Here is a 17,975-nt window from a genome sequence, read left to right on the forward strand (position 1 = left end):
TTTTATCGTTTTTTTCGACTCATTTCATGTGCTATTTCAACAAGTTTTGACCGAAGCAGTTTGCCAGAAGCATTGCGAGGAAGCTCCTTCACTTCAAAGAAGTATTTCGGTCTTTTAAAACGTGCAAGTTTTTCATAGCAAAATTGGACAAGTTCCTGCTCGTCCAATGATTCATTCCTACACACAAAAAAAGCTGCCGGCACTTGCCCCCACTTAGAATCAGGGAGGCCAACTACCCCTACTTCTCTCAATTTAGGGTGCGTAGACAGTACACTTTCGAGTTCGGCAGGATAAATGTTTTCACCGCCGGAGATAATGAGATCTTTACGCCGGTCAAGCACAAAGAGGAATCCTCCTTCATCAAGTCTGCCGATATCTCCTGTCTTCAGCCAACCATTCTCAGTAATCGCCTTATGACTTGCTTCGACATTCCCATAATAGCCACTGACAACCATTGGCCCCTTCACAACAATCTCTCCTTCACCATTTTGATCCGGTTCATTGATTTGAAGTTGCGCTGGAAATAAAGGTTTCCCACTGGATCCAAGCTTCTCAAGTGCATCTGCCGGACTTAAAGTAACGATCTGTGAAGAAGTTTCTGTCATACCATACGACTGAAAAACCGGAATGCTCTGTTCCTTTGCTTTTTCAAGAAGCGGTTTGGGGACAGGCCCTCCTCCAAGGAGCATACAACGAAATGAAGATGGACAAGACTTCTCATCAAGTTCTTCAAGAATACGTCTTAACATGACAGTGACTGCTGACATGATCGTGACGCCTCCCTCTAGGATTGCATGCAGCACCGCTTTCTCTTCAAATTTACGCAACATGTGGACAGGCATGCCATATATGACACTTTTCAAATAAATTGACAGTCCCCCAATATGGAACATTGGCAAAACAGACAGCCATTTATCCTGATGGGTCAAACCAAGGTTGAGCATAGATCCAATTGCACTCCACCAATGATTCCCAAATGTGTGCAATACAGCTTTCGGATGCCCCGTCGTCCCAGAGGTGTACATAAGTGTGAATCCTTCTTTGAGATCAATCTCTCTTTTTAACATAACAGCATTATCTTCTGGTCCTATTTCCCCAAAGTGGCAATTGCTGAATTGGCTCCTCCATTTATGAGATTCCGTCTTTCCTTTGTTTACTTCGTCCATGAGAACGAAATCGACCTTTGCATCAGCAAGCTGCCAAGTGATCTCAGCTTCAGATAATCTTGTATTCAGAAGTACAGCGATTGCCCCCAAATAAGAGATAGCATGGACGGCAACAATATATTCAGGACAATTGTCAGAGAGTATTGCGACTTTATTCTCAACTCCGATACCCTTGCCGGCCAACCGCCGGGCAAAAGTACGGCTGGCTGTTTGCAATTCCTTAAAAGTAAGAGACATCAAGCCCGGTTCCTCAATCGCTATTCCGTCCGGCATCAACTCTGCTTGTTTATCAAGCCAATGCAGCATTTTTTCACTCATCTGATCACCTCATCATTACAATGTACAAAATAATATACAATGTATATTTCTTGTAAACTTCCAAGTCTTTACATGTTATAATCCATATAACTATTTACCTATGCAGCGATGATTATTCAGCCAGGTATATTCAAAACGAGCCAGGAGGATGTACTTTGAAAACAGAACGCCAAGACACTCTAGTAGATTTGCTTAATGAGGCTTTGCTTCCCTTTCAAACCCGATTGGATAAACATGAATCAGATATGGTTGACTGCCTGCATGAACTCAAACAGTCAATTCAGGCCCTGCATAGAGAACAGAAAGAAATCCGAAATGAACAATTATTACAGAGCAAGAGAATTGAAATGTTGGAGTCCAAACTGGCTACTGCGGGAAAGCAACTTTCTTCCAATAGCTGGGACCTTCGTGAAATCTCGGAGAGTCAGCTCCGTTTGGAAAGCCATATTGAAACATTATCCATACGTTCACTCTCCTATGAAACAGAGCTTCGTAAGTTGAAACGCATTAAGCTCCAAGATTGAATGAATAATAGCCGGCTCAGTACTCAGGTGGAGCCGGCTATCGTTCATATAAGATATGATTAAAGCCGTGAATCAACGCTTCCATATCTTCCTCTGCTATCGTTCGAAAGTCGATTACCGTGCGATCCATTTTAATAGTCGCAGTAATAGGCGTATCCATTTGTCTAAGCAGTAACCGAAGCTCTTCGGCGCTAAGACTGGGATGTTCGACTGCAACTGCAATTGACCGCATATAGACTCCCGGCAATGTACCTCCTCCAGCAGCAGACTGAACATGCGTCAGCTCTTTTTTATAACCCTCGGAAAGACTATTCATAAAATGTTCCGCCTGGCGCTTCATTTCACTCTCACTTTTGAGCATATCACGTACAACGGGAATTTCCTTCTCGGCACATTTTCTTACATAAGCCTGCAAAGTCGCTTCCAGACCAGCGAGTGTCATCTTATCGACTCGCAGCACTCTTGCCATCTGATGCTTTTTAAGCCTATCAATTAATCGTTTGCGACCTGCGATAATGCCGGCCTGCGGACCACCAAGGAGCTTGTCCCCACTGAATGAAATCAAATCAATCTTTGATGCAATAGACTTACTTGCTACGGGCTCATCGCCAATTCCATAATGTGAAAAATCAAATAATGCACCGCTTCCGAGATCTTCATAAACAATGAGCTGCGAGTGCTTTTCCCTCAGCTTAACAAGTTCGGCTGCAGGCACAGCTGAAGTGAAGCCTTCGATCCGGAAATTGCTCGTATGCACTTTCATAAGCATCGTCGTTTCCTCAGAAATCGCTGCTTCATAATCCTTGAGATGCGTCTTGTTCGTTGTACCGACTTCAACAAGTTTGGCCCCACTCTCTTCCATAATGGAAGAAACGCGGAAAGAGCCGCCAATTTCAACAAGCTCACCGCGTGAAACAATAACCTCTTTTTCTTTGGCCAATGTACGTAAAATGAGAAATACTGCTGCTGCATTATTATTTACGACCATTACCGCTTCTGCTCCGGTCACTTTCAAAAGCAAATCTTCAATCAAGTCATGACGAGAACCGCGAGCTCCTGTTTCGAGATTAAACTCAAGGTTGGAATAGCTAGAAGCGGTTTCAGCAATCCGTTCAATAGCATTCTCACTCAAGCGCGCCCTTCCAAGATTCGTATGCAGCACAACTCCGGTTCCATTGATCACCTTTTTGATTTTGCTTTCCCCTTCTAACAGAAGAATATTTTTCAATTCTCCTACTATCCTTTCCTGCAAGGAGATTTTCTCAATTTGAGTTCCAGAAAGAATTTGTTCACGTACATTCCGAACAGCTTGGCGTACATAGTCGGTAAGTATTTCTTTCGATAACTGAGCTTCCAGTCCTATTTCTAAAATATCCGGACTTTGCATTAACTGATGCACTGCCGGCAGCTCCCGCAAAAGTTCATTATTCATTTTTCACCATCCCTTGACGTCCAGAAACGCTTATTCTCAATCCGCTCTGTCATACCCTGATTGTCCAGCCATTCAAGAAAGGGAATCATGTATTTCCTTGAGACTCCGAGAATTTCCTTCGCTTCGGCCGGGGTGAACGACATTCCTGTCCCCCTTTTTAAATCTGCAATTCCTTTATCTACTGTATTCTTGTGAATAAGAAGCTCTTCCGTTATTCGAATTAATTGTTTTTCTCGTATCAAATAATGCTTTACCGCTTCAATATCCTTATCTGCAAGCTCTGCCTGTTTCGCCATCTGATTAAACTGTTCAGGCATGAGTTGTACTTTCTTGTACATTTCAATAAGTATATCCACCTGCTTGTGCATATGGACTGGGGGATGAGGTGAGAAATCCGCCACGGCTAATATTGGTCCTTGACGGAAAATCTTATCCGCTTGTTCAAGCTTAGCTAAACTGAAATTTAAAATCAGTTCTGGCATTAGTCTTCGCATTTTTTCAAAGAGCTCTGCCTTTGTAATTCCAAGGTCTAACGGATTGTTATTATGATAAAGCTCTATTTGTTTACGCACTTTGTCACAGGACGTTGAAATTACGGATGCAAGGGAAAAATAGTTTTCTGCAATTTTTATTATAGCTCCGCTCTCAATTCCCTCTTGCAACAGTCCATTTAACTGATCACCGGCTATTCCTTGAAGTTCATCAAATGCTGCACCTTGATGTTCAAATAAATATTCCGTAACGAGTTCAAGGGGTGTTCCACACTTTTTCCGTTCCAGCATTGCGATTGTCTGCTCACCGAATTTATACCGTTCTCCCGCTGGATCAATAACGATACCTCCTCCGATTGTTTCTGCTGGTGAAGGGCGACGCAAAATAAAGCGGTCACCCTTTTGGACTGCAATCGGATTCTTTAGTCTGATCTGGCAAAGTGCTGCAGATCCTGGCTTTGCTTCATTACGGTCGAAAAATACGACCTGTCCATCCACAACTGCTGTTCCTATATAAATACGGATCGGAGAGCGCTGTTTGACCGACCGCTCTTGTGAGCTGATAAGATTCAATGCTACATCGATTACTTTACTAGGAGAAAAACGCTTCTCATTCACGACAAGAATATCTCCACGCTGAAGCTCATTCTTTTCGATCCCAGCAATGTTCAATGCTGCTCGCTGTCCGGCCTGAGCCTGATCAGCTCGCTCATAATGCACTTGCAACTGCCGAACTTTCACCTTTTTCCCGGATGGCAACACGGTCAATTCATCTTCTGTATGGACTGCTCCTCCCTGAACTGTCCCGCGTGCAATGACACCATGCCCTTTCATTGTAAAAACTTGATCAATTGGCATTCGGAAAGGTCCACTAATTTTACGAGCAGGCAATGTCGATACCATTTGAGCAATCTCTATTTTTAACTCATTAATGCCATCGCCAGTTATACTATCAACTCTTATGATTGGGCTCTTTTCAAAGACCTTACCTATTAAAAAACCTAGAATTTCCTCTTCTGCAAGGGCAAGAAGTTCTTCATCCAACTCCGCCGTTTTTGTTAGGACGATGATTCCATGCTGGATACCGAGCAATTCAATAATGTCCAGGTGTTCTTTTGTCTGGGGCATGATTCCTTCGTCTGCGGCAACAATAAGCAGAACGAGATCAATACCCGCTACACCTGCAATCATCTGGCGAATGAGCCGATTATGACCAGGAACATCAACAATTGAAACTGTCTTTCCACCAGGCAGATGCAATGCCGCAAAGCCGGGTTCAATAGAAAGGCCCCTCTCTTTTTCTTCCTTTAATCTATCCGTATCAATTCCTGTCAGTGCCTTTGTAAGAGTCGTTTTGCCATGATCAATATGTCCAGCCATTCCGATCGTATGGTGTTCCTCCAACTTGTTCACCAGCCTTGTTCAATCATTCTCTCTATATTATATACTTATTCTGTCCTGCTTACATTTCAAGACCACCTGTTTAAGCATCTATGGAACGCGCCCCTGCAATCATATATAATAGATTTATGGGGCTGGAAGGCAGACTGGTGTCTCCCCGAGTCTTCAAAACTCTGTGGGGCCTGCGTGTCAGGCTCGGTGGGTTCGATTCCCATACAGTCCCGCCAATACCATAATGACGGAATGAGACTACATATGAAGATCCTTCTAGCTGCACCTCATTTGCATGAACAGAGAGGCAATGCCGTTACCGTGAAAAGAATCGGTTCTGCGTTAACTAAAATTGGAGCGAATGTGGTGATATTGGATATCACTCTGCCGGAAACCTCCAGACTGCCTAACACTGATATAATCCACGCTTTTCACGCCAGACGCTTTCAAGAGTTTTGTGACAAAACAGGATTTGAGCCCGGAGCTTACATAATTACAATGACCGGTACAGACCTCAATCACGATCTTTTTGACCCACATGGACGTAAACTTGTAATTAAATGTCTCTCCAAGGCACGGCTAATCCATGTTTTCAATAAAGAGTCAGCCAGTATTCTCACTAATGCAGATAATGCTTTTGGGAAAAAGACTGTTGTCATTCATCAGGGTGCCGATGAGTTTCTGATGAAATTGAACATAAAAAAATCAGGTCCTTTCACTTTTTTTCTTCCTGCTGCAATCCGTAAGGTGAAAAACATCCCTGCAGCAATTGAAATGCTGGAACTTCTAAGAAAACAAGAATATACGTTCAGACTGCTTCTCGCCGGTCCAATACTCGAGAAAGTCGAGGGAGAAAAGGTAATGGCTCTAGTTGAAAAACATGCCGATTGGATTGATTATGCGGGTGTCGTTCCCCATGCGGAAATGGGTAAACTATATGAACAGGCAGATGCTGTATTGAATACTTCGATTACAGAAGGTCAACCAGCTGCCATTTTGGAAGCGATGCAAGCTCGGCTTCCAGTTCTTGTTTCTGGCAATAACGGCAACAGAAGCATCATCACGCATAATGACAACGGACTGATTTATGAAACTGATGAGCAGTTCGCAGCATATGCAGCACAGTTGCTTCTTGATGCTTCACTCAGACAGAGGCTTGGCGAAGCAGCACATGCGCATGTAGAAGCCGTTCATTCAAGTGAGTATGAAGCAAGGACACTGCTTGATTTATATAAAAAAATCTTGCAAGCTTAAATATGAGGGAGTGAGTAACTTGTCAAAGAAAGAAGAAATTTTCAAATTGACTTCTCTGTCGACAAAAGGCGGCTGAGGATGCAAAATCGGTCCCGAGGACCTGGCGCAGGTTCTGCGTCATTTACCAAAAACAACAAAAGATCCGAACCTTCTCGTCGGCCTTGAAACTGCTGATGATGCAGGTGTATACAAAATAAATGAAGAGACAGCTCTCGTCCAGACACTCGATTTCTTTACGCCGATTGTCGACGATCCGTACATGTTCGGCCAAATTGCTGCGGCAAATTCATTAAGTGATGTGTACGCTATGGGTGGACGGCCGATTACGGTAATGAACATTGTCGCATTCCCGATTAATACAATTGATGCTGATATACTTGCCAAGATTCTCGCTGGTGCGTCAGATAAAGTTACTGAATCAGGAGCCGTACTTGTCGGCGGCCATTCAATTGATGATCCGGAGCCAAAGTTTGGCCTTTCCGTAACAGGAACTGTCCATCCGGCAAAAATCAGGGCAAATGCTGGTGCAAAACCGGGTGACAAGCTGATTCTTACAAAACCGATTGGCGTCGGTATCCAGACAACAGCGCTCAAGCGTGATCTGCTTGCGGCCGATCAGATTGACCGCGTATCTGAAGTAATGGCGACATTGAATAAATATGCCGCTGAAGCGATGGAAGTATTTGATGTTCATGCATGTACAGACATTACCGGGTTTGGTCTGCTTGGACACGCTCTGGAAGTCGCTGAAGGCAGTGGCCATGGTCTTATAATCGACAGCAAGTCTGTACCAGTTCTCCCAGGAACGAAAGAGCTCGCTGAGCAAAATGTCATTCCTGGCGGGACAAGAAAAAATCATAAATGGATTGCAGATAGAATCGAATATGCTGACCATTTAAAAGATATTGACCAGCTTATTCTCTGTGATGCTGTCACTTCAGGTGGACTGCTTATTGCTGTTGATGGCGATGATGCTGATGGCTTGTATGCAGAACTGCATAAAAAAGGTGTTGAAGCGTCGGTCATTGGTGAAGTTGTCGAAGAGCACTCGGGTAAAATCATCGTAAAATAATTGTTTAAATTAAAATAACCATTCCTTCCAGATTATCAGGAAAGAATGGTTATTTTTCATATTTTCGACAAAAAGTATAACCGAAATGGGAATATACGTTCGCTTTCTGTTATAATAGGTTTTAGCAGCAGATTGGCTTTGCATGAGGGAAAGGGCATTCTTTCTCCTTCCAGGTTTCTCGCCTGAGAAGGGAGGTGATGCTTATGGATATGAAAGACGCTCTAATGTTAATGGTTTCATTTGGAACACTCGTTGCTGTCATCATGTCCGAAAACAATAAATAATCCCTCATGCGTTTGACTGGCCATTGAGGGATTATATTCCTATGGTGCCTCCCCCTCTTGCTGGGGTTGGTCTGTTGCAAACGTCCGATGTTGGAGCATCGGGCGTCTTCAATTTTATACAGTATATGTTCTTGTCTCTATTATACCATATCATTATGCCTACAACACGAGAAGCTGCCCTCTTTGAAAGAGAAAATCCGCCCTGCATATTATGTACAGGAACGGATTTTACCGATCAAGGGAAACGCGGGAACTGCTTGAAGTCCGGATCGCGTTTTTCTTTGAACGCATCGCGGCCTTCCTTCGCTTCGTCTGTAGTATAGTATAGCAATGTTGCGTCGCCGCCGAATTGCTGAAGACCAGCAAGACCATCTGTTGCAGCGTTGAATGATGCTTTTAGGAAGCGCAATGCTGTCGGTGACTTGGAAAGGATCTCACTGCACCACTGGATAGTTTCCGCTTCAAGCTCTTCAAGAGGTACAACTTTATTAACTAGACCCATCTCGTACGCTTCTTCAGCATTATACTGGCGGCACAAGTACCAGATTTCACGAGCACGCTTCTGGCCAACCATTTCAGCAAGTAGGCCTGCACCATAACCAGCATCAAAGCTTCCTACTTTCGGACCTGTCTGGCCGAAGATCGCGTTGTCAGCAGCAATTGTCAAGTCACAGACTACATGCAAGACATGACCGCCGCCGATTGCATAGCCAGAAACCATAGCGATAACTGGTTTTGGAATTGTACGGATCAAGCGCTGCAAGTCCAGGACGTTCAAGCGCGGAATCTGGTCTTCACCTACATAACCGCCATGACCGCGGACTTTCTGGTCGCCTCCGGAACAGAAAGCTTTATCGCCTGCACCAGCAAGAATGATAACGCCGATTTCTGAATCATCACGTGCATCTGCGAACGCATCGATCATTTCATTAACTGTAAGTGGTGTAAAGGCATTGTGGCGTTCAGGACGATTCATCGTCACCTTCGCAATACCATTGTATTTTTCATAAATAATTTCTTGATAATCTCTTACTTTTTCCCATTGGACCATCTTGTTGTTCCTCCTTAGATTCAGCTCTTATGTACAAGCTGTCACGAACTCCAATACTACTTTATCAAATTTTGACGGATTCTCCACGTGAATTGCATGGCCGACGTCCGGAATGATGATCATTTTACTGTTGAGGAGCCGTTTTTCCATCTGTTGCGCTATATGAACAAACTTCTCATCAAGCTCACCAGCAAGCAAAAGAACTGGCATAGGCAGCTTATTCAGTTCTTCCCATAACGACCTTTGAGTACCGGTACCCATACCACGCAGCGATGCGGCCAGCCCTTCTTTTGTTTGGTTTAACCGCTCATTTCGTATTGTTTCACGTATCTTTTCAGACAACATTTTCTGCGACTTAAACAACGGGATGTTCTCCCAATCGTCTACAAACGCTTTTACACCTCTTGTAAGTATACGTTCAGCAAGCTGTTCATCACTTGCAATCCGTGCTGCACGCTCTTTTTCAACAGCAATTCCTGGTGAAGACGATTCAAGTGTCAGTGACTGAATGGATTCGGGATGGGCGCAAGTATGGAAAAGCGCTGTCCGCCCTCCCATTGAATAACCGACCAAATGATAGAGATCAATACCTTGTTCATATAACAAAGATTGCAGATCATCGGAAAATTGCTCCATTGTTACAGCAGATTTACTGACCGTCTTTCCATGACCCGGCAAATCAATTGTAATTACCCTTCTATCAATTGCACTATTTATAAAATGTTCCCATGTCCCACTCGTTCCTGTAAACCCATGAAACAGGACAATTGGTAAGCCCTTGCCCTTGTTATCGTAATATTCATAATCTGCATATTTGCCCGAAAATCGCATCTCCATCACTCTCCAAACAACTTTTTGGAGATTCTTTCATTCACCTTGCTCCATTTATCTCTATGCCATTGTTCATTTTCTTGACGATCCGTCTGCACCTCGATAATTGAAAGCCCTTCTCTATCATAAGAAGATGCAAGTGCTTGTGAAAACTCTTCTCCATTCCGCGCCAATACATAGTCTGCTCCATATAATTCCGCAGCCTTCCCAAAATCCAAATCTACAGGCGTACCAAATAATGCCTCAAAATGTCTTTTGTCATTAGCTTGCGGAAGGAAAGAAAAGATTCCGCCACCACTATTGTTAACGAGTACAATCGTGAGAGGCAATTTATAATGCTTCGCTGCAAAGAGACCGTTCATATCATGGTAGAAGCTTAAATCACCAATGAGTAACGTAGTCCGCTTACCAGAAGCAGCCGCTCCGCATGCGGAAGAAATGACACCATCAATTCCGTTTGCTCCTCTATTCGCCATGACAGAGAGATCCCGTTTTGCCGCAAACATGAATGTATCCAAATCACGGATTGCCATACTGTTCCCGCTGAACAAGATAGAATTACTTGGCAACTGTTCAGCAAGTTCCAGCACCGCAGTCCCTTCCATGAATTCATTCGCACTTGAAGAAAGGACTTCTCTTGCTAATGAATTAACCTCGAACCACTTCTCTATCCATCCTGATTCTGCAACGAGATTTTTTAGTTTCCCTGCTTCTTCAGCAAATGTAATGCAGTCAGAATGGATAAAGCTTGTTCGGTTCCCGGTTGGCTCACGAAAATGGGTTTCATCCGATACGATGAACTGAGGGATGTCCGCATGCTGTTCCAAGTAAAAGCGATACGTTTTGGAAACTGGCATTGCCCCGAAACGAATCACATAATCCGGACGCAAGCTTGTCCGCACTTCCTCTGTTTTGAATAGAGCATCGTATGAGTCAATTATATATTTTCCTGATTCCTCGTCCCCTAGCTGCCTAAGTTGTGAAAGCGGATCGGCAAGGATAGGCATCGCCCAATTACGAGCAAGCTTCAACAGAGCTTTTGAAGCTTCCAAATCAATACCCAGCCCAGCAACGAGTAAGCCTTTTCTTTTGCCTTTCAGACAATCTTCCATAGCGAAAAATTGTCCAGGATTTAGAGTTCTATTTCCACTCATCAATGGATAAAAACCGTTACCAAGGCGTTCTCCCCAAACATTTTCAAGTGAAAAATCAAGAACGAGCGGCTCTCGGAACGGGAAATTAAGATGGACGGGACCGGATTGAATTTCTGCTTCATGCAAGGAACGAGCTGCCTTGCTTCTTGCGTAGGAAAGCATACGCGGTGAGCTTTCCGGCAAAGCCATTTCATGAAACCATTTAGCATATTGGCCATACAAATGAATTTGATCTATCGCTTGCGGGGCATCTACGTCACGCAGTTCATGCGGCCGATCTGCGGTAAGGACGACTAGCGGAACATGACTATAAAAAGCTTCCACAATTGCCGGGTAATAATTCGCAGCTGCCGTGCCTGATGTGCAGATAAGAACGACAGGCTTTCTAGACGCTTTTGCAATTCCAAGGGCAAAAAAAGCAGCAGATCGTTCATCTACAATGACCCATTCACGAATTTCCTTATGCTCAGCAAATGCTAGTGCAAGCGGAGTCGAGCGGGAACCGGGCGAGATGACTGCGTGTGCAAGTCCGCCGGCAGCCAGTTCATCTACAAAGTTACATACATATCTTGTCAAATCTTCTGTCCAGCTCACTTCTTCACCCCCAGAGCATTCAACATCGGACTAAATTTCATTTTCGTTTCTTCATACTCCATCTCAGGATCGGAATCTGCCACAATTCCGCAACCGGCAAAGAGCGAAACTTTTTCCTTGTTAATGAGTCCAGAGCGGATAGCAACTGCAAGTTCTCCATTTCCTCTGTCATCCAACCAGCCTACAGGGGCGCCATACCAGCCACGATCAAGCAATTCATTTTCACGGATGAACTCAACCGCTGCTTTCTTAGGTGTGCCTCCAAGTGCCGGCGTAGGATGCAGCTCACCTGCAATATCCAGAAGATGTCCATGCTCATTCAATCTTGCTGTGACCGGAGTATACAAATGCTGTAAATTTTTTAGCCGCTGCACAGCTGGTTCAGCAGGTATATCAATAAATGAGCAATATTTATCCAATACATCACGGATCATGTTCACAACGAATTGATGTTCACTGCGGTTTTTTGTATCTTCAAGAAGGTCCTTAGCTATAAGCTCGTCTTCTATTTTATTTTTACCACGTGGGGCAGTTCCAGCCAGACAAGTGGAAAGGACTTCTCCTTCCTTCACTTTTACAAGTCTTTCCGGTGTCGCACCTACAAAACATGAGCCTGCGATTTCGAAGGCAAAAATATAACTGTCACGCTGTTGTTCCTGCAACCTTCTCACAACTTGTCCAGTGTCTGCAGCTTTATCAAGACAAATTAAAAGCTCCCGGGCCAGAACGATTTTTTCAGCTTGACCATTCTGAATCTCCTGCTTAGCTTTACCAACTGTTTCAATCCATTGGGCAGTTTCCTGCTCTTCCATCGCCAAGATACTAATCCTACTGCCTTTACCGTCCAATTCGTATTCTTGCAAAAGCTTGTGAAGACTATTCCATTTATCTTGGATTGTTTCTCTGTCATCATTCTTTTTTACGAGAATATTCATTGTCGCATAGTAAGCTTCCCCATGGCGGGCAATCAGAAAAGCTGGCAGGACGAACATGCCAGCAGGGAAATGCTTCCACTTTTCAGTTGTTTTCTTCTCCGGGTCAAAAGCGAAGCCACCAAATGCTGCAAGTCCCGTTCCGGCTTCAGTAAATGGGTTATCAATCCATGCTTCTTCAGCCATTTTCGTCCAAGAGAATTTAATCGTCTCAAAACGATCGTCATCCGCAACGAGTTTCTTGCAACAGCCGAGGGCGGCAAATTCTGTCTCTTTGTCATGGTTCAGCCAATACGCCTTGTTTCCATTTTCTTCATGATGTCTTTCATATATGTTAAAAACATCTACGGTTTCAATTTCTCTAGTAATGCTAAGAATCTGTTCACGGTTTTGTGTCCGGGCAGCTTCAATTGCCTGCCTCGTTTTCTCACCAGCTGCAAGATCCTCCACCTTCGTACCAATCATAGCTCCTGACCTCCGTTGTTTTCCTTTCAAGAAAACATGCTATCCTTATTCTAACACATCAAAGCCCTCTACTACCCTTTCACTGCCTGCCATTTTGTGAAAAAATGAGCAGAACCTTTAAAGCCAGGCCTGGTCTGGGGAAAGAGCCATTGACAGTTGTCCCTGCTTTCCCTACTATTAATGAGGTAATATGATCAATCAGGGGGAACCTCAATGGAAACGACAACAAGTGTCAAAGACGCTTTGAAGGAAAGAGACGGCCTGCATATATGGTGGCGTATGTTGCGGCCACATACATTAACAGCCTCGTTCGTGCCTGTTTTTGTAGGATCCATGGCTGCATGGACAGAAGGCAAATTGCATGTTTTCCTATTCATCGCCATGCTGCTCGCATCCATACTTATACAAGCTGCTACAAATATGTTCAATGAGTATTATGATTTCGTTCGCGGACTGGATACAGACGAATCCGTCGGCATTAGCGGTACGATTGTCCGTGATGGACTCGCACCAAAAACCGTTCTTCGCACAGCACTTATTTTTTATAGCATTTCCATTCTGCTCGGTGTTTTCATCTGCGTCGAATCTAGCTGGTGGATTGCTGTTGTCGGTTTAGTATGCATGCTGTTCGGCTATTTATATACAGGTGGCCCATATCCAATCGCGTACACACCCTTCGGTGAATTGTTCGCGGGCTTCTTCATGGGTACGGTCATTATCGGAATCAGCTATTTCATACAGACTTCGGAAGTGAATGCCCGTATTGTGCTCATTTCCATTCCAGTCGCCTTCTTAATCGGTTCCATCTTGCTCGCGAATAATATACGTGATCTGGATGGTGATCGCGAGAACGGGAGGAAGACGATTGCTATTTTGCTCGGACGCAAAAATGCAATTGGATTCCTTGGCCTTCTGTTTGCTGCAGCTTACTTATGGACAATCGTCCTTGTCATTGTTCACATTTTGCCGCTCTGGTCGCTAATTGTAATTTTCAGCGCTCCCAAGGCATATAAAGCTTACAGCAATTTTCGCGGTAAAACGAAACCACTGGAAATGTTCCCTGCAATGATTGCTACTGGTAAAACGAATTCCATGTTCGGTATACTGCTAGGACTCTCATTGCTCATTGATCATTTCATCGGTTAAATTCGTACCTGTTAAAGGAGAACTAGATAATGGAATGGACTTTTGAAAACACGCTTATGGAAACACTTGGCATTGAAATGAAGACTTGCGAAAAAGATCTCGTCGTCATGACAATGCCTGTCGACGACCGGACTAGGCAACCAGCAGGATATTTGCACGGCGGTGCAAGTGTCGTCCTTGCTGAGACAGCAGCCAGCTTCGGAGCTCATGTAAATGTGGATACAGATAAATATGCCGTATTCGGTATGGAGATCAACGCCAACCATATCCGCTCCAAGCAAGACGGCATAGTGACAGCAACTGCGACCCCTTTCCACAAAGGAAGGACAACAATGGTTTGGGATATTCGCATAACAGATGAGGATGACCGGCTAATCTGTATTTCACGTTGCACAGTCGGCGTTGTAGAAAAGCGCACCGGGCAATAATCTTCCGAAGTTTTTCAGGAGGATGCCATATGACGAAACTGACAGAAGAACAGCTTAAACATTTTAAAGAAAAACTGCTTGATATGCGTAATACAATGGAAAGAGAAGATAAGGATTTCAATACACTGGATCATGATTTAGACCATGAGTTATTATCGCCTCATACGAATCACCCGGCAGATGCCGCGACTTCAGAGACTGAAAATGAATTCAATCTCGGCATGGAGCGCTTCAGCGAAGAGCAGCTTAGGGATATCGATGATGCACTTGCCAAAATAGAGGATGGTACTTATGGTCTTAGTGAAAAATCCGGCAAACCCATTCCATTAGAGCGGCTTGAAGCATTACCTACCGCCAGAAATCTTGTAGAAGAAGAGACAGAATAAAAAACTCCAGCTTAAAGCTGGGGTTTTTTATTCTTAGTGGGCTTCTGTTGTTTTTTGTCTTATACTTCTATATTCTGGATGTAAGGCATCTATTTATGATAGCGCAAGACAAGCTGAGTACTTGATAATTCATACGGGTCAGCGAGATGCTAATCTTAGCAGGGGGCTGAACTTATGGTACAAATGAGATTTAATGAATTTGATCTTATCCAAAAGAATGAATTCATTAGTAACGCAATAGATAGAGCTGGCGTAGGTGTAGTCATTACTGATCCATCACAAGATGATAACCCAATTATTTATGTGAATAAAGGTTTTGAAGAACTTACCGGATATGAGGCTTCTGAGATATTGGGACTGAATTGCCGCTTTCTTCAACATGGTGAGGAAACCTTTGATAAACGACGTAAAATTCGAGAAGCTATAAACTCGGAAAAACTAATCAATCTTCCATTAAAAAACTATAAAAAAGACGGAACACCGTTTTGGAATGATTTGAATATCTACCCGGTTCGTTTAAAAGAAATGGACAAACTTTACTTCATCGGCATTCAAAAAGATGTAACGAAGCAAGTTGAAGCAGAACATGAAGTGAAACGTAATCTTGCTTCGATTCGCAAACTTTCTACACCAATCATACCGATTTCCGTAGAGGTTGCTGTCCTCCCGCTCATTGGGGAAATGAGTGAACAACGGCAACAGCAACTGATGGAAGACATCGGAACATATACAGAGCAGGAACAGAAGGATTTTATTATCCTCGACCTCTCCGGTATCAGCAAATTCGATGAACGCATTCACTGGACCATCCATTCGATCAGGAGCATGCTTAATCTTATGGGATGTGAGCTTATTTTGACGGGGATTACACCAAATCTCGCAATCGCGGGCAAAGATGGATTGCATGACTTAGGCATCATCTCCTCATTTTCAACAGTAGAGCGTGCCATCAAATTCCTGAACAGCAAAAAATAGATAAAAAGAGGGTCATCTCAGAAATTGAGATGACCCTCTTTTGCTAATTAAGATGCGAAGCCAGAACGTTTCTTATCAATCCAACTGCGCATTTTCACATAGAGTGGGACAAATAGAATACCGACGACAATACCTTTAAGAATGTTAAATGGCAACACACCTTTAAGTGCGAACGCCATTTTTTCGCTAGTCCCCATATTCCCCCAGCCCATGAAAATGGAATAAAGCGGCAGCATGACGAAATAATTCAATACTGTCATGCCAATCGCCATAACAACTGTTCCAACTACAAGACCGGATACAATCGTTTTGACACCTTTTTTGTACTTATGATAAACGATGGCAACCGGAACAGTAAACATGACTCCAGCAAGGAAGTTGGCAGCAACACCAATCGGATCGCTCGCTCCGGAAACCGCGAAATAAAGCAAGTTTTTAATACCGACAACAATAACACCAGCTAAAGGTGAAAACATGAATGCCGCAAGAACTGCAGGCACATCACTGAAGTCGATTTTTAGAAATGGCGGAAGCATCGGCAGCGGGAAGTTCAAGAAGAACAACAGCAGCGACACAGTGCCAAGCAATGCAAGAATAATAAGTTTTACCAGTTTTGATGTTGATTGTGTTCTATTCACAATCAATCCCTCCTTCATCTACATATCGATTGCATCCGTGATGAAGGAAATTACGGCCTGTTCCATATAAAAAGCCCCTGAAACTAAAATAGTTCCGGGGCTGGAATATCCATAGGAAATAAAGGCGCAAAAACGCACCCAGGCTTTCACATCTTCTCCCATCCAGACTATACTGTCGGTCCTGGAATCTCACCAGGTCAGCCACATGACATAAGCCAATGCAGCTCACGGACTCAAGAGCCTAAACGCTCTTTTACCGTCGGTCGGGAATTACACCCTGCCCCGAAGATGAATCGATATGTTGTTGTTATACCCATTATACATCGTTTTCCGATAATTGCAAATGGGCTGTTTGACTAGGATGGAATTAATCTTCCAGAGGATTGAGGCTCTCTGTGCCGTCAAGCGATTCAATCATTTTCACAAGAAGTACAATCTCTTCCTCAATGTCTTTAAAACTTGCTGTCTCAACAGGAGCATGCATGTAACGAAGCGGCAGTGAAACGAGTGCAATCGGTACCCCGCGTCCAGTAAGACGCATCCGGTCCGCATCTGTACCTGTCATCCGTGGAGTCAGCTCATACTGCAATTGCATATCCAATTCTTTGGCAGCTTTCTCAAGTAACTTATTAATTTTGTAATTGATCGGTGCTCCTTTAGCAAGCACTGGACCACCTTCCAGCCGGACATCGCCATGCTTATTCCGATTGACACCTGGGTAATCCGTTGCAAACGTAACATCACAAGCGAGTGCACAGGTTGGTTCAATACCGGCAGCCGCAAAGTACGCGCCCCCCATGTTCGTTTCCTCATTAACTGTACTTGCAGCATAGACGCCAACCTTTACGTCCTTTTTAGCCAATTGCTTCAGTACTTCAGCGACGATGAAGCAGCCCGTACGATTATCAAGCCCACGTCCCGCAATATATCGGTCCTGCAATATTTCCGGCTTCCGATCATATACAGCTAGATCCCCGATTTGAATCTTTTGATCCACTTCTTCTTTAGACTTGAATCCACAGTCAATGAATAAGTCACTTAGGTCAAAATCATCTTTCAATCCACCATGATGCTGGGCGTTAACACCAATAACACCATTGACTTCCCCATTGTATCCAAGGACGTTTACACGCATGCCTACAGCCGCTTTTGGATTAATGCCGCCCATTTTATCAGTATAAAGAAAACCATCTGAATCAATACGATTGATCACTAGAGCAATTTCGTCACAATGGCCCGCAAGCAATATTTTAAATTCAGCCTCTGGATTGAGAATTCCGATAACATTTCCAGCGTTGTCCGTGCGAACTTCATGTGCGAATTCCTTAACATAGTTCATCCACTTTTTCTGTATTCCCATTTCCATACTTGAGGGTGAAGGTGTTTCAAGCAATTCATTCAAAAAATCTCTGTTCATATCCATGTTTTGTCCTGCTCCTTTT

Annotated in this window: 17 protein-coding genes, 1 tRNA gene and 1 riboswitch; of the genes, 9 read left to right on the forward strand and 9 right to left on the reverse strand. The window is 43.8% G+C overall.

The features are described from left to right. Window positions 1-2 precede the first annotated feature (2 nt). Complete coding sequence (locus QR721_RS09400) at window positions 3-1,484, reverse strand: o-succinylbenzoate--CoA ligase (RefSeq protein WP_348026282.1); 1,482 nt, start codon at window positions 1,482-1,484, stop codon at window positions 3-5. A 155-nt stretch (window positions 1,485-1,639) separates the two neighbouring features. Between QR721_RS09400 and QR721_RS09405 the strand changes: the two genes are divergently transcribed. Beyond that, window positions 1,640-2,008, forward strand: coding sequence for a hypothetical protein (locus tag QR721_RS09405; RefSeq protein WP_348026284.1), 369 nt, complete (start codon window positions 1,640-1,642; stop codon window positions 2,006-2,008). 37 nt (window positions 2,009-2,045) lie between these two features. On the opposite strand, the gene selA is transcribed toward QR721_RS09405, so the two are convergent. Continuing rightward, entirely contained in the window at window positions 2,046-3,440 is a 1,395-nt protein-coding gene (gene selA, locus QR721_RS09410) for an L-seryl-tRNA(Sec) selenium transferase (protein ID WP_348026286.1), read from the reverse strand. After that, window positions 3,437-5,344: a selenocysteine-specific translation elongation factor gene (selB, locus tag QR721_RS09415; protein ID WP_348026288.1), complete on the reverse strand. Its 1,908-nt coding sequence runs from the start codon at window positions 5,342-5,344 to the stop codon at window positions 3,437-3,439. The genes selA and selB overlap by 4 nt, the downstream gene beginning before the upstream one ends. 118 nt (window positions 5,345-5,462) lie before the next feature. Here selB and QR721_RS09420 point away from each other — a divergent pair. The 4 genes from QR721_RS09420 (at window position 5,463) to QR721_RS13915 (ending at window position 7,933) form a co-directional block, all read left to right on the forward strand. Then, window positions 5,463-5,559, forward strand: a tRNA-Sec gene (locus QR721_RS09420). Window positions 5,560-5,587: 28 nt separating this feature from the next. Further along, window positions 5,588-6,577 (forward strand): glycosyltransferase, encoded by a 990-nt coding sequence (locus tag QR721_RS09425; protein WP_348026290.1) that lies wholly within the window; start codon window positions 5,588-5,590, stop codon window positions 6,575-6,577. Between the two features lie 37 nt (window positions 6,578-6,614). After that, window positions 6,615-7,649: a selenide, water dikinase SelD gene (gene selD / locus QR721_RS09430; RefSeq protein ID WP_431189542.1), complete on the forward strand. Its 1,035-nt coding sequence runs from the start codon at window positions 6,615-6,617 to the stop codon at window positions 7,647-7,649. Between the two features lie 230 nt (window positions 7,650-7,879). Then, the gene (locus QR721_RS13915) at window positions 7,880-7,933 is read left to right on the forward strand and encodes a hypothetical protein (RefSeq protein WP_431189543.1); all 54 of its coding nucleotides are present in this window, start codon (window positions 7,880-7,882) and stop codon (window positions 7,931-7,933) included. 235 nt (window positions 7,934-8,168) lie between these two features. Here QR721_RS13915 and menB read toward each other — a convergent pair whose 3' ends face one another. Genes menB through QR721_RS09450 form a run of 4 tightly spaced genes read right to left on the reverse strand, consistent with a single transcriptional unit; the run spans window position 8,169 to window position 12,960 of the window. Then, on the reverse strand, window positions 8,169-8,984 hold the full coding sequence (gene menB, locus QR721_RS09435) for a 1,4-dihydroxy-2-naphthoyl-CoA synthase (protein ID WP_348026294.1): 816 nt from the start codon (window positions 8,982-8,984) through the stop codon (window positions 8,169-8,171). 27 nt (window positions 8,985-9,011) lie between these two features. Then, window positions 9,012-9,815, reverse strand: coding sequence for a 2-succinyl-6-hydroxy-2,4-cyclohexadiene-1-carboxylate synthase (menH, locus tag QR721_RS09440; protein ID WP_348026296.1), 804 nt, complete (start codon window positions 9,813-9,815; stop codon window positions 9,012-9,014). Between the two features lie 5 nt (window positions 9,816-9,820). Next, entirely contained in the window at window positions 9,821-11,563 is a 1,743-nt protein-coding gene (gene menD, locus QR721_RS09445; RefSeq protein ID WP_348026298.1) for a 2-succinyl-5-enolpyruvyl-6-hydroxy-3-cyclohexene-1-carboxylic-acid synthase, read from the reverse strand. Then, the gene (locus QR721_RS09450; RefSeq protein ID WP_348026300.1) at window positions 11,560-12,960 is read right to left on the reverse strand and encodes an isochorismate synthase; all 1,401 of its coding nucleotides are present in this window, start codon (window positions 12,958-12,960) and stop codon (window positions 11,560-11,562) included. The genes menD and QR721_RS09450 overlap by 4 nt, the downstream gene beginning before the upstream one ends. 213 nt (window positions 12,961-13,173) lie before the next feature. On the opposite strand from QR721_RS09450, the gene QR721_RS09455 reads away from it, so the two are divergent. From QR721_RS09455 to ytvA, 4 genes are all read left to right on the forward strand, one after another. Then, window positions 13,174-14,106 (forward strand): 1,4-dihydroxy-2-naphthoate polyprenyltransferase, encoded by a 933-nt coding sequence (locus tag QR721_RS09455; RefSeq protein WP_348026302.1) that lies wholly within the window; start codon window positions 13,174-13,176, stop codon window positions 14,104-14,106. A 29-nt stretch (window positions 14,107-14,135) separates the two neighbouring features. Beyond that, entirely contained in the window at window positions 14,136-14,534 is a 399-nt protein-coding gene (locus QR721_RS09460) for a PaaI family thioesterase (protein WP_348026304.1), read from the forward strand. A 29-nt stretch (window positions 14,535-14,563) separates the two neighbouring features. Continuing rightward, a complete protein-coding gene (locus tag QR721_RS09465) occupies window positions 14,564-14,920 on the forward strand; it encodes a TraR/DksA family transcriptional regulator (protein ID WP_348026306.1) in 357 nt (118 codons plus the stop codon). Between the two features lie 174 nt (window positions 14,921-15,094). Further along, on the forward strand, window positions 15,095-15,895 hold the full coding sequence (gene ytvA / locus QR721_RS09470) for a YtvA family blue-light photoreceptor (RefSeq protein ID WP_348026308.1): 801 nt from the start codon (window positions 15,095-15,097) through the stop codon (window positions 15,893-15,895). Window positions 15,896-15,942: 47 nt separating this feature from the next. On the opposite strand, the gene QR721_RS09475 is transcribed toward ytvA, so the two are convergent. Continuing rightward, window positions 15,943-16,536 carry an ECF transporter S component gene (locus QR721_RS09475; protein WP_348029823.1) on the reverse strand — a complete coding sequence of 198 codons (594 nt, stop codon included), beginning with the start codon at window positions 16,534-16,536 and terminating at the stop codon, window positions 15,943-15,945. A gap of 143 nt (window positions 16,537-16,679) precedes the next feature. Continuing rightward, a riboswitch (FMN riboswitch) is annotated at window positions 16,680-16,827 on the reverse strand. A 73-nt stretch (window positions 16,828-16,900) separates the two neighbouring features. Beyond that, complete coding sequence (locus tag QR721_RS09480) at window positions 16,901-17,956, reverse strand: M20/M25/M40 family metallo-hydrolase (RefSeq protein WP_348026310.1); 1,056 nt, start codon at window positions 17,954-17,956, stop codon at window positions 16,901-16,903. Window positions 17,957-17,975 lie beyond the last annotated feature (19 nt).

Origin of the sequence: Aciduricibacillus chroicocephali (genome assembly GCF_030762805.1) — a bacterium.
Taxonomy (GTDB): Bacteria; Bacillota; Bacilli; order Bacillales; family Amphibacillaceae; genus Aciduricibacillus; species Aciduricibacillus chroicocephali.

Bases quoted from the DNA above. Each gene is read 5' to 3' on its own strand.
- QR721_RS09480 (WP_348026310.1), bottom strand. From the start codon at position 17,956: ATGGATATGAACAGAGATTTTTTGAATGAATTGCTTGAAACACCTTCA.
- QR721_RS09455 (WP_348026302.1), top strand. From the start codon at position 13,174: ATGGAAACGACAACAAGTGTCAAAGACGCTTTGAAGGAAAGAGACGGC.
- QR721_RS09465 (WP_348026306.1), top strand. From the start codon at position 14,564: ATGACGAAACTGACAGAAGAACAGCTTAAACATTTTAAAGAAAAACTG.
- QR721_RS09460 (WP_348026304.1), top strand. From the start codon at position 14,136: ATGGAATGGACTTTTGAAAACACGCTTATGGAAACACTTGGCATTGAA.
- QR721_RS09425 (WP_348026290.1), top strand. From the start codon at position 5,588: ATGAAGATCCTTCTAGCTGCACCTCATTTGCATGAACAGAGAGGCAAT.
- menH (WP_348026296.1), bottom strand. From the start codon at position 9,815: ATGCGATTTTCGGGCAAATATGCAGATTATGAATATTACGATAACAAG.
- menB (WP_348026294.1), bottom strand. From the start codon at position 8,984: ATGGTCCAATGGGAAAAAGTAAGAGATTATCAAGAAATTATTTATGAA.
- ytvA (WP_348026308.1), top strand. From the start codon at position 15,095: ATGGTACAAATGAGATTTAATGAATTTGATCTTATCCAAAAGAATGAA.
- QR721_RS09450 (WP_348026300.1), bottom strand. From the start codon at position 12,960: ATGATTGGTACGAAGGTGGAGGATCTTGCAGCTGGTGAGAAAACGAGG.
- selA (WP_348026286.1), bottom strand. From the start codon at position 3,440: ATGAATAATGAACTTTTGCGGGAGCTGCCGGCAGTGCATCAGTTAATG.
- QR721_RS09400 (WP_348026282.1), bottom strand. From the start codon at position 1,484: ATGAGTGAAAAAATGCTGCATTGGCTTGATAAACAAGCAGAGTTGATG.